Origin of the sequence: Streptomyces sp. NPDC047043 (assembly GCF_040644055.1) — a bacterium.
Lineage (GTDB): Bacteria > Actinomycetota > Actinomycetes > Streptomycetales > Streptomycetaceae > Streptomyces.
In genome coordinates, this window is record NZ_JBEYVO010000036.1 from 57,436 (window position 1) to 70,882 (window position 13,447).

The window sequence follows — 13,447 nt, forward strand, 5'->3', positions numbered from 1 at the left end:
CGATGACCACCGAGAGCGAGAAGACGACGACACCGGCGGACCGGGCCAGACACGCCCGGCGGACCGGCAAGCGGGCCCTCGTCGGCCGGCTGTCCTGGGGACTGGCCGACCAGGCGGCCTCCAGCATCAGCAACTTCGCGGTGGGCATCTACGTGGCCCGCTCACTGGGGGTGACCGCGTTCGGCGTGTTCAGCCTGGCCTGGGTGACCTACGGCGTGGTGCTCAACGTCTCCCGCGGCCTTGCCACCGACCCGCTCGTGGTGCGCTTCAGCGGCGTGTCCGACGCGTCCTGGCGCGGGGCGGTGGCCCGGTCGTCGGGTACCGCCCTCGGCGTCGGTACCGCCCTCGGCGCGGCGTCCGTGGTGGCCGGCCTTGCTCTCGGCGGCCGCGTGGGGCCCGCGTTCGTCTGCCTCGGCGTCATGCTGCCGGGGCTGCTGCTGCAGGACGCCTGGCGGTTCGCGTTCTTCGCCGCCGGCGCAGGGCGTAAGGCGTTCTTCAACGACGTCGTGTGGGGCATCGCGCTCATCCCCGCCATGGTCGTGGCGGCCCGCGTGGGCAGCGTGGCCGCGTTCGTGCTCGCCTGGGGCGCGTCCGCCACGGTGGCCGCTGTGTACGGCTACTTCCAGTCCGACATCGGGCCCCGGGTGACCGAGGCACGCGGGTGGCTGCGCGAACAGCGCGATCTCGGCTACCGCTACCTGGTCGAGAACGTCAGCCTCAGCGGCGCCAGCCAGCTGCGGGCCTACGGGCTCGGCGCCATCGTCGGGCTCGGCGCGGTGGGTGCGGTGCGCGGCGCCGAGCTCCTGATGGGCCCGTTCCTCGCCGTGCTGATGGGTCTTTCGCTGGTCACGGTCCCGGAGGCGGCACGCGTGCTGCGGCAGGCCCCGCACCGCCTCGGCAGGTTCTGCCTCCTCCTCGGTGGCGGGCAGGCCGGTGCCGCGCTGCTGTGGGGCGGGTCGCTGCTGCTGATGCCGGACCGCCTCGGCGAACTCGTCCTCGGCGACGTCTGGCACTCCTCCGCCCAGCTCATCATGCCGATCACCCTCGGCGTCGCGGGCGCGGGCCTTGGCACCGGCGCGGCGGCCGGGCTGCGCGCGCTCGGCGCGGCCCGGCGCAGCCTGCGCTGCCAGCTGTTCGCCTCCGCCTGCTACGTCGGCGGTGGGCTGGGCGGGGCGGCCATGGCCGGCACGGTCGGCTCGGCCTGGGGCGTCGCCGCCGCGACCGTCAGCGGCTCGGCCGTGTGGTGGCTGCAGTTGCGGTCCACCCTGCGCGAGCACCACCACGACCCCATCCCCGAAGTGAGGACCTCATGACCTCCCAACCCAGGCTGAGCATCGGCCTGCCCGTGTACAACGGCGAGGAGTACCTGGCCGAGTCGCTCGACGCCCTGCTCGGCCAGACCTACGAGGACTTCGAGCTGGTCATCTCCGACAACGCCTCGACCGACGGGACCCAGGAGATCTGCCGCAAGTACGCCGCACGGGACTCGCGCATCCGGTACCTCCGGCTGCCCCGCAACATCGGCGCCACGCCGAACCACAACCATGTCTTCGCCGAGTCCCGCGGCGAGTTGTTCAAGTGGGCCTCGCACGACGACCTGTACGGCCGCGACCTGCTGCAGCGCTGCGTTCAGGCGCTCGACGAGCGCCCGGACCTGATCCTCGCGCACACCGACCAGGCGGTCATCGACGGCGACGGCCAGGTGACGGTCCCCTACGAGTACACGCTCGCCACCGACTCCCCGCACGCACCGGAGCGCTTCCGCAGTCTGCTCTTCGAGCCGGGCGGCGACGACTTCTACGGGGTGATGCGGGCCGACATGCTCCGCCGGGTGAAACCGATGGACAGCTACCACCACGCGGACCGCACCTTCGTCGCCGAGATCACCCTGCACGGCCCCTTCCACCAGGTCCCGGAGCTGCTGTACTTCCGCCGCGACCACCCCACCCGTGCCGAGCGGGCCAACCCGTCCAAGCGCGCCCGCTGCGTCAACCTCGACCCGCGCCGGGCAGGCCCGCTGCACCCGACGCCCCGGCTGCTCGCCGAGTACATCTGGGGCTTCGCCTCGGCGATCCGGCGGGCGCCGCTGTCCCCGGCCGACCGGCGCGAGTGCTACCGCCACCTGGCCGCGTGGATGACCAGCCGGGTCCGGCCGGGCGCCGGCGAGCGGGTCGAGGACCGCGCCCCGGTCGACCCGGCCCAGCTCACGGTCTCCGTCGACGCCCTGGTCGCCGGCCGCGAGGGGAGGCAGGCATGACGTCCACGGACGAAACCCCGGTGCGCGTCGGGGTGTTCGGCCTGCTCGGCTCCGGCAACCTCGGCAACGACGGGTCGCTCGAGGCCGTCCTCGGCTACCTCCGCACCGAGCACCCGGACGCGGTCGTGGACGCGCTGTGCGGCGGACCCGAGGCCGTGGCGACCCGGTTCGGGATCCCCGCCACCCGGCTGCACTGGAACCGCGCGGAGTACCGGACCGCATCCCGTGCGGGCGCGATCGCCTCGAAGGGGCTCGGCAAACTCGTCGACGTCTTCCGCACCGCCGCCTGGGTGCGCCGGCACGACGTGGTGATCGTGCCGGGCATGGGCGTCCTGGAGGCCACCCTGCCGCTGCGGCCATGGGGCTTCCCGTACTCACTGTTCCTGCTCTGCGCCAGCGGCCGGCTGCTCGGCACCCGGGTGGCACTCGTCAGCGTCGGCGCCGCCGAGATCCGCAACCGGCCCACCCGGGCCCTGGTGCGCTGGTCGGCGCGGCTGGCCGCGTACCGCTCGTACCGGGACGCCCAGTCCCGCGACGCGATGCGGGCGATGGGCGTGGACACCACGCGCGACGAGGTCTACCCGGACCTCGCCTTCTCCCTGCCGACGCCGCCGGCGAGCGGACCCGACGAGTTCTCAGTCTCGCCCGGCACGGTCTGCGTCGGCGTCATGGACTTCCACGGCGGCAACGACGACCGCGCCCGGGCCGAGGAGATCTACCGGCGCTACCTCGACGGGACGATCCGGTTCGTCCGCGCGCTGGTCGAGGAGGGCAGACCGGTCCGGCTGCTCACCGGCGACCAATGCGATGCGTCGGTGGTCGCCGCGATCCTCGACGCGGTGGACTCACCGCTGGTCACCGCCGCCGAACCGGCCTCACTGGCCGACCTGATGAAGGAGATGGCGGCCGCCGACACCGTGGTGGCGGTCCGCTACCACAACCTGATCTGCGCGCTGAAGACCGGCACGCCGGTGCTCGCCCTCAGCTACGCGGCCAAGAGCGACGCGCTCATGACGGACATGGGCCTCGGCGCGTACTGCCACCCGGCGCGCGAGGTCGACGCCGACCGGCTGCTCGAGCAGTTCCGGGCGCTGGAGAAGCGATCGCCCGAGCTGCGCCGGACGCTCATCGAGCGCAACCAGGCCGCCGCCCGCCGACTCGACCACCAGTTCACCTCCCTGACCACGGCCGTGTTCCCTGCGGCCGGGCACGCCCCCACCTCGCGGAAGGCTCCATGAAAGCGATAGAAGTCCCGGAGATCGCTGGCGCATACCTGTTCGAACCGACGCCGTACGCCGACGAACGCGGCTTCTTCTGCCGCACCTTCGACGCCGACGTGGTCCGCTCGGTGGGCCTCGACCCGAACGCCTTCATCCAGGACAGCGTGTCCCGCTCGGTCCGGGGCGTGCTGCGCGGCCTGCACCTGCGCTCCGGCGCCGGCGAGGCCAAGCTGGTGCGGTGCTCGTACGGGAAGATCTTCGACGTCGTCGTGGACCTGCGGCCGGACTCGCCGACCTACCTGGCCCGGGCCTTCTTCGAGCTGTCCGGCGAGACACAGAAGACCCTCTACATCCCGGCGGGGTGCGCGCACGGCTTCCAGGCGCTGACCGAAACCGCCGACACCTCGTACCGGATCGACCGCGCGCACGATCCGGCCGAGGACGTGACGATTCGCTTCGACGACCCGGAGCTCGCCATTCCCTGGCCGCTGCCGGTCACATCGATGTCCCAGCGGGACCGGGAGGCGCCGAGCCTCGCCGAGGTCCTGAAGCAGAAAGAGAGCTGAAGTCAGCGTGGACACCGAAGAGTTCCTCCTGCCCCGGTCGCGGACGGCGAACGAGCGGCTGCACGCCATGATCCCCGGGGGTGCGCACACCTACGCCAAGGGCGACGACCAGTACCCCGAGAACCTGGCCCCGGTCATCAGCCACGGCCGCGGTGCCCACGTCTGGGACGTCGACGGCAACCGCTACATCGAGTACGGGTCCGGCCTGCGATCGGTCAGCCTCGGCCACGCCCACCCGCGCGTGAACGAGGCGGTACGCAGGGAAATCGACCGCGGCAGCAACTTCGTCCGGCCGTCCATCGTGGAGGTCGAGGCCGCGGAACGCTTCCTGGCCACGGTGCCGACCGCCGAGATGGTGAAGTTCGCGAAGAACGGCTCCGACGTCACCACCGCCGCGGTGCGCCTCGCCCGCGCCGTCACCGGGCGCCCGCGGGTGGCCATCTGCGGCGACCATCCGTTCTTCTCCGTCGACGACTGGTTCATCGGCACCACGCCGATGTCCGCCGGTATCCCGGAGGCGACCAACGAGCTCACCGTGGCGTTCCCCTACGGGGACCTGGCCGCCACGGAGGAGCTGCTCACCCGGTACCAGGACGAGGTCGCCTGCCTGATCCTCGAACCCGCCACCCACACCGAGCCGCCGCCCGGGTACCTCGAGGGCCTCCGCGAACTGGCCGACCGGCACGGCTGCGTACTGATCTTCGACGAGATGATCACCGGCCTGCGCTGGTCCGAGGCGGGCGCCCAGGGCCTGTACGGCGTCGTCCCCGACCTCTCCACCTTCGGCAAGGCACTGGGCAACGGGTTCGCCGTCTCCGCGCTGGCCGGGCGCCGCGAGCTGATGGAGCGCGGCGGGCTGCGTCACCCCGGCGAGCGGGTGTTCCTGCTGTCCACCACCCACGGTGCGGAAACGCACTCCCTGGCAGCCGCGATGGCCGTGCAGACCACCTACGTCGAGGAGGGCATCACAGCGCGGCTGCACGCCCTCGGCGAGAGGCTGGCCGCCGGTGTCCGCGACGCCGCGGCGAGCATGGACGTCGGCGACCACATCGTCGTCAAGGGCCGGGCCAGCAACCTGGTCTTCGCCACCCTCGACGAGAACGGGCAGCCGTCGCAGGAGTACCGCACCCTGTTCCTGCGCCGACTCCTCGCGGGCGGGGTGCTGGCCCCGTCGTTCGTGGTGAGCAGCGCCCTCGACGACGCCGACATCGACCACACCGTCGACGTGGTGGCCCAGGCATGTGCGGTGTACCGGAAGGCACTCGACGCCGCCGACCCCACCCCCTGGGTGGGCGGGCGACCGGTGAAACCGGTGTTCCGCCGCCTGGCGTGATGTCAGCGACGCTCCAGCCGACCGGCGTCCGCGGTCCGATCGACCAGCCGGTCGGCTGTCCGGTCGACCAGCCAGGCGGTCGCCGGTATCACCGCCAGCGCGGTGCACCAGCCGCCCAGGACGTCGGTCGGATAGTGCGCGCCCAGGGAGACCTGCGCCCAGCCCATGGCGGCACCGGCAACCAGCGCCGCGCCGAACACGAGTGACGTGCCGGCCGTCCTGCCGAGGCCGAACCGGCCGGTCGCGAGCAGCGCCACCATGAGGGCGAGCGCAGTGAGGAAGGCGGTGTGCCCGCTCGGATAGGACAGGTTGCCGGGGCCGTGGATGGTGCGTCCCACCAGGTGTTTGAGCACCGTCGCCGTCCCCACGGTCACCACGACACCGGCAACGACGAGCACCGCCGCGCGCGGACGCCGAAGCAGCAGGCAGCCGCCCACGACGGCCACGACCAACATCACCGATCCGGCGGGATTCCCCAAGAAGTCCAGGAACAGAGCGACGTGCCGCCACGGATTCCGCACACTGTCGGCCGTCGGCGAGACGATCCACCGGTCCACCCTGCCGGGCTCACTGTGGCCGGCGTACAGAACCCCGATCACGACGACCACCAGCGCGGCGAGACCCGCGATCAGCCCGAGCCACGGGCGCAGCGACGGAGGCAGCACCCCGGGCGCCTGCCGGCCGGTCACAGGCCCACCGCGTCCGGCCGACCCGCGGAGGCGACCGCCGTGTCTGGCATGCGCAGCGTCGGGCGTTGCGGTCCCACGACAGCGGGGCGCTGTTTCCGGACGCCTTCGATGCCCGGAAGTCCGGCTACGGCGAAAGCCCGCAATTCATCGCCGAACTGGGCTTTGCCGACTTCCAGGCCCGCTCCCACCAGGCGATCCAACGCGAGCCCCTCCGTCGTGTCCAACCCACCCACCAGCGACCATAACCGGCTGAAGCCATATCTATCATCTTGGTTTACAAAAATACGAGCAGTGCCGAAACAACTCCGCGCGGAAGTAGCGGAGTTGAAGCGGGCCGACAAGATCTCGGCGTGAGCCTGTATGTCGTCTGCTGGTACGTCGAGCCGCTTCCCTGGCATGTCGAGGCACACCTGAACTGTGCATTCATCTTCCTTCGGCAGGGGCGGGGGACATGACCAGCGGCTCGGCGCACGTGATCGCCTCGTTTACCGCTCAGTGCCTCACGTGAGCCGAGTCGATGACTGCCGGGCAGCGACGGCTCGGGGGAACTACCCCACCTGCACCAGGTGAGGCCGTGCAGGGGGGCGTGGCGTCGGTGAGGTCCACCGCGTCGCCGTGCCCTCCACCCGGGTGCCGTCGGCCGAGCCGCCCGGCAATCACCTCGTCCGGCAGCTCGATCCACGCGGCACGGTCGCCCCGGCAGACTCGGAGTGCTGTCGTCGCAGACGCCCAAGGGCCGAAATCGCCCCGGAACCCCGTGACTTCGACGCGCGCAGGATCTTGACCCATGCCTCCCGGCCGCGTAGGTTCCCCGCGTTGGAAAGCGGTTACTACCGCATTACATCGACCCGTGCAGTGCGTCGGGCACGAACCTCGAGGGAGAGGTCCAGGCACCATGAGAGCTTCGGAACACCCGGAAGAGCACGCCGTCGCCCCGGCCGACCGCTCGGGCACGATGTCCCGCCGCGGGATACTCAGGGGCGCCGTCGTCACGGCCGGCATGGCGGCGGCCGGGCTCGCCGGCTCCCGGGCGGCCTACGCGGCACCGGGCCGCTGCCCCGAGGCCACCGCACGCCTGGGCGGCACATCCGTCACCGTGTCGGTGGTGGACGGAGCGCTGCGCTGGTCCGCCGCCCGCGACGGCCGGACGGTGATCGGCAGTTCGGCCCTGGGGCTCGCGCTGGCCGACGGGACCGTCCTCGGCAGCCGCGTGGACGTGCTGGACGAGCGGCGCCGTACCGTGCGTACCAAGTGGTCGCCGCCGTACGGCCGCAACGCGACCGTCACCGACCACTTCCAGGAGCAGCGCTGGCTGCTCAGGGACACCGCCTCGGGCATCCGCTTCGGCGTCCAGATCCGCGCCTACAAGACCGGCGTCGCCCTGCGCTACGTCCTGCCCGATCCACGAACGGCCGCCGTGGCAGCCGAGTTGACGACGTTCGTCTTCCCCGACGACACCACCGTCTACAGCGCCCGCGACGAGAACCCCTACGTCCCGGTCGCCCCCGGCGCGATCCCCGTCACGGGCACCGCCGACACGGACACCGGCCCCCTGACCGACCTGCCGCTGGCCGCCACGTTCCCGGACGGGCTCATCGCCTGCGTCTGCGAGTCAGCCCGGCTGGACTTCCCGCGCCTGATGCTGAGTTCGGTCGACGGGCAGCCCAACACCCTGGCCGCCTTCCTGATGGAGCACACCGCGCGCGGCACCGGCCAGGTCGAGACGACCGCCACGGTCACCACCCCGTTCGCCACGCCGTGGCGCGCGGTGGTGATCGGGTCGACGCACGCCGAACTCGTCGACAACGCCGAACTGGTACTCAACCTGGCCCCCGCGAACGAGCTCGACGACACCTCGTGGATCAAACCCGGCAAGGTGTTCCGCTGCGAACTCACCACCGCCGCCGGCCTCGCGGGCGCCGACTTCGCCGTGGCCCGCGGCCTGGACTTCATCGAGTACGACGCCGGCTGGTACGGCCCCGAGTTCAGCACCTTCGACGCGACGAAGCCGATCGCCGCCATCGACCTGCCGTCGGTCATCTCCTACGCCACCGGCAAGGGCCTCGGTGTCTTCCTCTACGTCAACCAACTCGCCCTGTCCGACCCGGACTCGCTGTTCGCGCTCTACAAGAGCTGGGGCGTCACCGGTATCAAGCTCGGCTTCATCAACGACGGCACCCAGTCGATGACGAACCAGATCACCCACTGGGCGCAGACGGCCGCCAGGCACCGGCTGCTGATCGACATGCACGACGACGTACGGCCGTTCGGCTACGAGCGCACGTACCCGAACTGGGTCAACATGGAGGGCGTGCGCGGCAACGAGCAGTTCCCGACCGCCACCCACAACGTGACGCTGCCCTTCGCCCGCAACATCGGCGGCCCCATGGACTACACGATCTGCTACGGCCAGTCGCGCAACAAGACGACCAACGCGCACCAGATGGCGATGGCCGCGGTCTACTACCAGCCCCTCAACTTCCTTTTCTGGTACGACAAGACCCTGTCCAAGTACGACAACGCCGCCAACTGGCCCGGCCTGCCCTGGTTCAACGCCGTGCCCACCACCTGGGACGAGAGCAGGACGCTGGCCGCGTCGATCGGCGAGTACATCGCGGTCGCCCGCCGCAACGGCTCCAGTTGGTACCTCGGGGCGATGACCAACGAGACGGCCCGGACACTGTCGCTCCCGCTGTCCTTCCTCGACGACGGCACCACCTACACGGCGACCGTCTACGCCGACGGCACCCCGGGCAGCAGCCCCTACCGGACCCCGGTCGTGGTCAGCACACGGACGGTGACCTCGGCGACCACGCTGGACGTCGCCATGGCCACGGCGGGCGGCCAGGCGGTGGTCCTGACACCGGCCTGATCCACCGGAGAAGCCCTATCCGTGCAGTTCGCGGTAGGCCGCGATCGCCCCGGGGTGCAGGGGGACGGCCCCGGTGGAGATCAGGCTCGGTGCGTCGAGGAACTGGGTGCCGAGGGCCGTGGCGGGGACGAGCCGGGTCGCCCGGCGCACCAGTACCCGGGTGAGGGCGGCGGCGACCGACACGGGCAGGTCGGGGCGGCACAGGAGGAGGTTGGCCGCACCGATCGTGGCCACCTCGGACGTTCCCCGGTACGCCCCCGCCGGCACCGCCACCGCCTCCAGCCCCGAGCCGGCCCAACCCGAACCGCCGCGCAGCCGGGGCAGCAGACCGGCCAGCGACAGAAGACGGATACCGGGGCGGGTGCCGAGACCCGTCAGGACGGGCAGGGGCACGCCCCCCGCCACCAGCAGGGCGTCGACGGAACCGTCCCGCATCGCGCGCGCCGCCTGTGACATCCGCAGTCGCCGGACCCGTACGTCGGTGCCCGGCGTCAGGCCGGCCGCGCGCAGCAGACGGTCGCCGAGCACGGCACCGCCGGACCCGGGAGCGCCCAGTGAGACGGTGCGCCCGGCCAGGTCGGCGACGGTGCGGATGCGGGCGTCGGAGCGTACGGCCAGCTGCAGGTAGTTCTCGTAGACCCGGCCGATCGCCCGCAGCGGGAGGCGGTCGCCGAACGGTGTCGTGCCGTCGTATGCGGCCCACGCGATGTCGGTCAGGGCCAGCGCCACGTCGGCCCGCCGCGCCTGGAGCAGCCGTACGTTGGCCACGCTGCCCTCGCTGTTGACCACCTCGCAGGACAGCCGTGGGTAGACGGCCGTCACCTGGTCGGCGAGCAGCCGGCCGAAGGCCGTGTAGAACCCGTCGGGCTCGCCGGTCGCGATCCGCAGCCCGCCCTCCGGGCCGCGGTCCGCGTGCCGTGCGTCGGTTGTCACCGCGGCCGCGAGCAGTCCGGCGCCCGCTGTGCCCAGTGCCGCCCGCAGGACGGTGCGCCGGGCGGGGCCGGTCATGGCGTATCCCCCTTCGGGAGTACGACCCTGACCCGCAGGCCGTGCGGTTCGGCCGCCGTGAATTCGACGCGGCCGCCGCGGCCGGCCACCAGCCGCTCGGCGATCGCCAGGCCGAGGCCGCTGCCGCGTACCTCGCGGTTGCGTTCCGAGCGCCAGAAGCGGGTGCCCGCCTGGGCGAGTTCCGCGGCGGCGAGGCCCGGGCCGTCGTCCCGCACCTCCACTACCGCGTCCGCGCCTTCCGTCCGGCAGCGTGCCTCGACGCGGGCGCCGCTCCCGGCGTACTTGATCGCGTTGTCGAGCAGGATGTCGGCCACCTGCGCGAGTTCGTCCGCCGGACAGCTCACGGGGACGGCCGGGCCGGGGACGAACTCCAGCCGGACTCCGGCCTGTTCGGCCACCGGCCGCCACAGCCGCACCTGGGCCTCGGTGACCGCCGCCGCTTCACATCCCGCGTCCTGACGGCCCGTCACAGCCAGTTCGCCGGCGCGGTGTTCGGCGTGCGCGAGGGTGAGCAGGTCGTCGAGGAGACGCTCCATGCGTTCGAGTTCGGCGGTCACGCCCGTGTAGGTGCGGGTGGCGGAGGCGGGTAGCCGGGGCTGGAGGGAGTCGATGCGCAGCCGCAACGCGGCGAGCGGGTTGCGGAGTTGGTGGGAGGTGTCGGCCACCAGACGGCGCTGCTGTTCCAGGGCGGTGGTCACCGCGTCCGCCATGCGGTTGAAACCGGTGGCCAGCTGGCGCAGTTCGGGCGGTCCGCCGGCCCTGGCGTGCTCGGGGGGCAGCCCCGCCGCCAGCGCGCCGACCGCGCGGTCGAGGCGGTGGAGGGGGCGTACGACCCACCGCGTGGCCCTCCTCGCCAGCACCACGCAGGCCACCGCCACCAGGCCGGCCCCCGCCAGGACCAGCGCCCAGCGCAGCGCGATGTCGTAGGCGGCGGTGCGCACCGAGGCGCGCAGCACCACCGCGCCGGACACCCGGGTGCCGGTGCCCACCGGACGGGCCAGCAGCTTGTCGCCGCGGGACCAGGGGCGCAGGGTGCCGCCGGGCGAGACGGGCTGGTTGCGCAGCGCCGCGTCCACGAGGCGGGCGACGGCCGGGTCGGCGGCACGCAGACCGCCGGTCTGCACGACAGGGGCGCGGCGGGCGTCGACGACCACGACGGCCTCGCCGTACAGCTCGGTGTACCGGGTGACCTCGGCGGTCAGCGCGCCGGTGTCACCGCTCTCGGCGGCCTGCTGGGCGAGCCCTGCGAAGCGGTCGAGGTCGGCGGTGCGCGCGGCGACGAGCTGCTGGGTGCGCTGGGTCGCGGTGACGCCCAGCAGGGGTACGGCGAACCCGGCCACCGCGAGCACGACGAAGGCCAGGACGACGGTGAGGACCCGGGTGCGCATCGGAGTGGCCCGGCCCGCTCAGCCGCCGAAGCGGTAGCCGAAGCCGCGGATCGTGGTCAGCACCTCAGGGCGGGCCAGTTTGGCGCGCAGCTGGGTGAGATGGACGTCGAGCGAGCGGGAGACCGCCAGATAGGCGTCGCCCCACACCTCGTCCATCAGCTGCTGCCGGCTGACGGCGGTCCCGGCCCGGGCCGCCAGCACGGCGAGGACCTCGAACTCCTTGGTGGTCAGGCGCACTTCGACGCCGCCGACGGTCACCCGGCGGGCGTCGATGTCGACCTCGACGTCCCCGGCGTGCACCGTGCGCGCGGCCGGAGCGGCGGGCGCCGCGCTGCGGCGGGTGACGGCTTCGATACGGGCCAGCAGCTCGGCCAGCCGTACCGGTTTGACGAGGTAGTCGTCGGCGCCCAGCCGCAGGCCGCGCACCACCGACCGTTCGTCGCCGCGCGCGGTGAGGACCACCACCGGAAGGCGACTGACCGCGCGCAGCTTGCGCAGGACCTCCAGACCGTCGAGGTCGGGCAGGCCGAGGTCGAGGAGGAGCAGGTCGGCCCGGCGGTGGCGGGCGAGGACCTCCTCGCCGCGCCGCACCCGGGTCGGTAGATGACCGTGCTCGTACAGGGCCTCGGTCAGCGCGGCGGCCACGCCGTCGTCGTCCTCGGCCAGCAGTACGCGCACGGTCGTCCTCATTCCGTCAGTTCCCGGCCCCGGCCTCGGCCTCCAACGGTGATCCGTCCGAGGTCTCGCGCATCCGAACGTAGACGAACAGCGAGATCAGGACGCAGGCGGTCACATAGTAGAAGTACCAGCTCTCGTGCCCGGCGTTCTTGAACCACAGGGCGACGTATTCGGCGGTGCCGCCGAACAGGGCCACGGTCAGCGCGTACGGCAGGCCCACGCCCAGCGCCCGGATCGAGACCGGGAACAGCTCGGCCTTCACGATGGCGCTGATCGAGGTGTAGAGGGAGCTGACCGCCAGCGGCCCGACCATGAGCAGGAAGGCGTAGAACGGATCGCTGGTGTGCGACAGCAGCGTGAGCGAGGGCACGACGACCACGGCGCCCAGCACACCGAACGCGATCAGCATCGGGCGGCGCCCCACCCGGTCGGACAGCAGGCCCATGACCGGCTGCAGCAGCACGAACACGAGCAGCGCGAAGAAGTTGATCCAGGCCGCCGTCGGCTTGGCGATGCCGCTGGTGTTGACCATGAACTTCTGCAGGTAGGTGGTGTACGTGTAAAAGAACAGCGTGCCGCCCATGGTCAGCCCGACGACGACCAGGCACTGGCGCGGGTACGACAGCAGCACGCGCAGGGTGCCGCGGCCCTCGTCCGACTCGGCGGCCTTCTCGTAGCTTTCCGACTCGTCCATGCCGCGCCGCAGCCACAGCACGACGATCGCCCCGGCGGCGCCGACGACGAACGCGATCCGCCAGCCCCACGCCTCCATCTGCGAGGTGCTGAGCACCTGCTGGAGCACGATCTGCAGGCCGAGCGCGGTCAGCTGGCCGGCGATGAGGGTGACGTACTGGAAGCTGGAGTAGTAGCCGCGGCGGCCCGGCGAGGCCACCTCCGACATATAGGTCGCCGAGGTCGAGTACTCACCGCCGACCGAGAGACCCTGCAGCAGCCGGGCGGTCACCAGCAGCACCGGCGCGCCGACCCCGATCGAGCCGTACGACGGGGTCAGCGCCACGATCAGCGAACCGGCCGCCATGAGCGTCACCGACAGCGTCAGCGCGGCACGCCGGCCGCGGCGGTCGGCGTAGCGGCCCAGCGCCCAGCCGCCGATCGGCCGCATCAGGAAGCCGACGGCGAACACGGCGGCGGTGTTCAGCAGTTGGGCGGTCTGGTCGCCGGAGGGGAAGAAGACGGACGCGAAGTACACGCTGAACGCGGTGTACGCGTACCAGTCGTACCACTCGATCAGGTTGCCGATCGATCCCCGCAGGATGTTGCTGACAACCCTGCGCTCACCGCGCCGCGACTTCTGCGCCCGCCCGGTCGTGGTCTGTGTGGCCATCGGAACTCCCTTGTCTGCGGCCCGGAACAGACAGAGTCGACGGCGCAACAGGGCCGTTCAACATCGCGAACGAAGTCCTAACAGTCCCTTA

The 13,447-nt window shown here is 72.0% G+C and carries 11 protein-coding genes; 6 read left to right on the forward strand and 5 right to left on the reverse strand.

Features of this window, described 5'->3' with window-relative positions; all coding sequences use genetic code 11:
• Positions 1-2 precede the first annotated feature (2 nt).
• Genes ABZ880_RS43090 through ABZ880_RS43110 form a run of 5 tightly spaced genes read left to right on the forward strand, consistent with a single transcriptional unit; the run spans position 3 to position 5,376 of the window.
• Positions 3-1,313, forward strand: coding sequence for a hypothetical protein (locus tag ABZ880_RS43090; RefSeq protein WP_361275516.1), 1,311 nt, complete (start codon positions 3-5; stop codon positions 1,311-1,313).
• A complete protein-coding gene (locus ABZ880_RS43095; protein WP_361275379.1) occupies positions 1,310-2,257 on the forward strand; it encodes a glycosyltransferase family 2 protein in 948 nt (315 codons plus the stop codon). Before ABZ880_RS43090 ends, ABZ880_RS43095 begins: the two co-directional genes overlap by 4 nt.
• Positions 2,254-3,495: a polysaccharide pyruvyl transferase family protein gene (locus ABZ880_RS43100; protein WP_361275381.1), complete on the forward strand. Its 1,242-nt coding sequence runs from the start codon at positions 2,254-2,256 to the stop codon at positions 3,493-3,495. The genes ABZ880_RS43095 and ABZ880_RS43100 overlap by 4 nt, the downstream gene beginning before the upstream one ends.
• A complete protein-coding gene (rfbC, locus tag ABZ880_RS43105) occupies positions 3,492-4,043 on the forward strand; it encodes a dTDP-4-dehydrorhamnose 3,5-epimerase (protein WP_361275384.1) in 552 nt (183 codons plus the stop codon). Before ABZ880_RS43100 ends, rfbC begins: the two co-directional genes overlap by 4 nt.
• A 7-nt stretch (positions 4,044-4,050) precedes the next feature.
• Positions 4,051-5,376: a glutamate-1-semialdehyde 2,1-aminomutase gene (locus ABZ880_RS43110; protein WP_361275387.1), complete on the forward strand. Its 1,326-nt coding sequence runs from the start codon at positions 4,051-4,053 to the stop codon at positions 5,374-5,376.
• Positions 5,377-5,378: 2 nt separating this feature from the next.
• Here ABZ880_RS43110 and ABZ880_RS43115 read toward each other — a convergent pair whose 3' ends face one another.
• Positions 5,379-6,065: a phosphatase PAP2 family protein gene (locus ABZ880_RS43115; RefSeq protein ID WP_361275390.1), complete on the reverse strand. Its 687-nt coding sequence runs from the start codon at positions 6,063-6,065 to the stop codon at positions 5,379-5,381.
• Positions 6,066-6,960: 895 nt separating this feature from the next.
• On the opposite strand from ABZ880_RS43115, the gene ABZ880_RS43120 reads away from it, so the two are divergent.
• Entirely contained in the window at positions 6,961-8,937 is a 1,977-nt protein-coding gene (locus ABZ880_RS43120) for a glycoside hydrolase family 97 catalytic domain-containing protein (RefSeq protein WP_361275392.1), read from the forward strand.
• Between the two features lie 15 nt (positions 8,938-8,952).
• Here ABZ880_RS43120 and ABZ880_RS43125 read toward each other — a convergent pair whose 3' ends face one another.
• The 4 genes from ABZ880_RS43125 to ABZ880_RS43140 are packed head-to-tail and all read right to left on the reverse strand — an operon-like array spanning position 8,953 to position 13,356.
• Complete coding sequence (locus tag ABZ880_RS43125) at positions 8,953-9,945, reverse strand: TAXI family TRAP transporter solute-binding subunit (protein ID WP_361275395.1); 993 nt, start codon at positions 9,943-9,945, stop codon at positions 8,953-8,955.
• Positions 9,942-11,333 (reverse strand): HAMP domain-containing sensor histidine kinase, encoded by a 1,392-nt coding sequence (locus ABZ880_RS43130; protein WP_361275398.1) that lies wholly within the window; start codon positions 11,331-11,333, stop codon positions 9,942-9,944. The genes ABZ880_RS43125 and ABZ880_RS43130 overlap by 4 nt, the downstream gene beginning before the upstream one ends.
• Before the next feature lie 18 nt (positions 11,334-11,351).
• Positions 11,352-12,011, reverse strand: a complete 660-nt coding sequence (locus ABZ880_RS43135; RefSeq protein ID WP_361275518.1) for a response regulator transcription factor — start codon at positions 12,009-12,011, stop codon at positions 11,352-11,354.
• Between the two features lie 16 nt (positions 12,012-12,027).
• The gene (locus ABZ880_RS43140; RefSeq protein WP_361275401.1) at positions 12,028-13,356 is read right to left on the reverse strand and encodes an MFS transporter; all 1,329 of its coding nucleotides are present in this window, start codon (positions 13,354-13,356) and stop codon (positions 12,028-12,030) included.
• Between the last annotated feature and the right edge of the window lie 91 nt (positions 13,357-13,447).

Excerpts from the sequence above, each read along its gene's own strand:
- ABZ880_RS43090 (WP_361275516.1), top strand. The coding sequence starts at position 3 with ATGACCACCGAGAGCGAGAAGACGACGACACCGGCGGACCGGGCCAGA.
- ABZ880_RS43095 (WP_361275379.1), top strand. The coding sequence starts at position 1,310 with ATGACCTCCCAACCCAGGCTGAGCATCGGCCTGCCCGTGTACAACGGC.
- ABZ880_RS43100 (WP_361275381.1), top strand. The coding sequence starts at position 2,254 with ATGACGTCCACGGACGAAACCCCGGTGCGCGTCGGGGTGTTCGGCCTG.
- rfbC (WP_361275384.1), top strand. The coding sequence starts at position 3,492 with ATGAAAGCGATAGAAGTCCCGGAGATCGCTGGCGCATACCTGTTCGAA.
- ABZ880_RS43120 (WP_361275392.1), top strand. The coding sequence starts at position 6,961 with ATGAGAGCTTCGGAACACCCGGAAGAGCACGCCGTCGCCCCGGCCGAC.
- ABZ880_RS43125 (WP_361275395.1), bottom strand. The coding sequence starts at position 9,945 with ATGACCGGCCCCGCCCGGCGCACCGTCCTGCGGGCGGCACTGGGCACA.
- ABZ880_RS43130 (WP_361275398.1), bottom strand. The coding sequence starts at position 11,333 with ATGCGCACCCGGGTCCTCACCGTCGTCCTGGCCTTCGTCGTGCTCGCG.
- ABZ880_RS43140 (WP_361275401.1), bottom strand. The coding sequence starts at position 13,356 with ATGGCCACACAGACCACGACCGGGCGGGCGCAGAAGTCGCGGCGCGGT.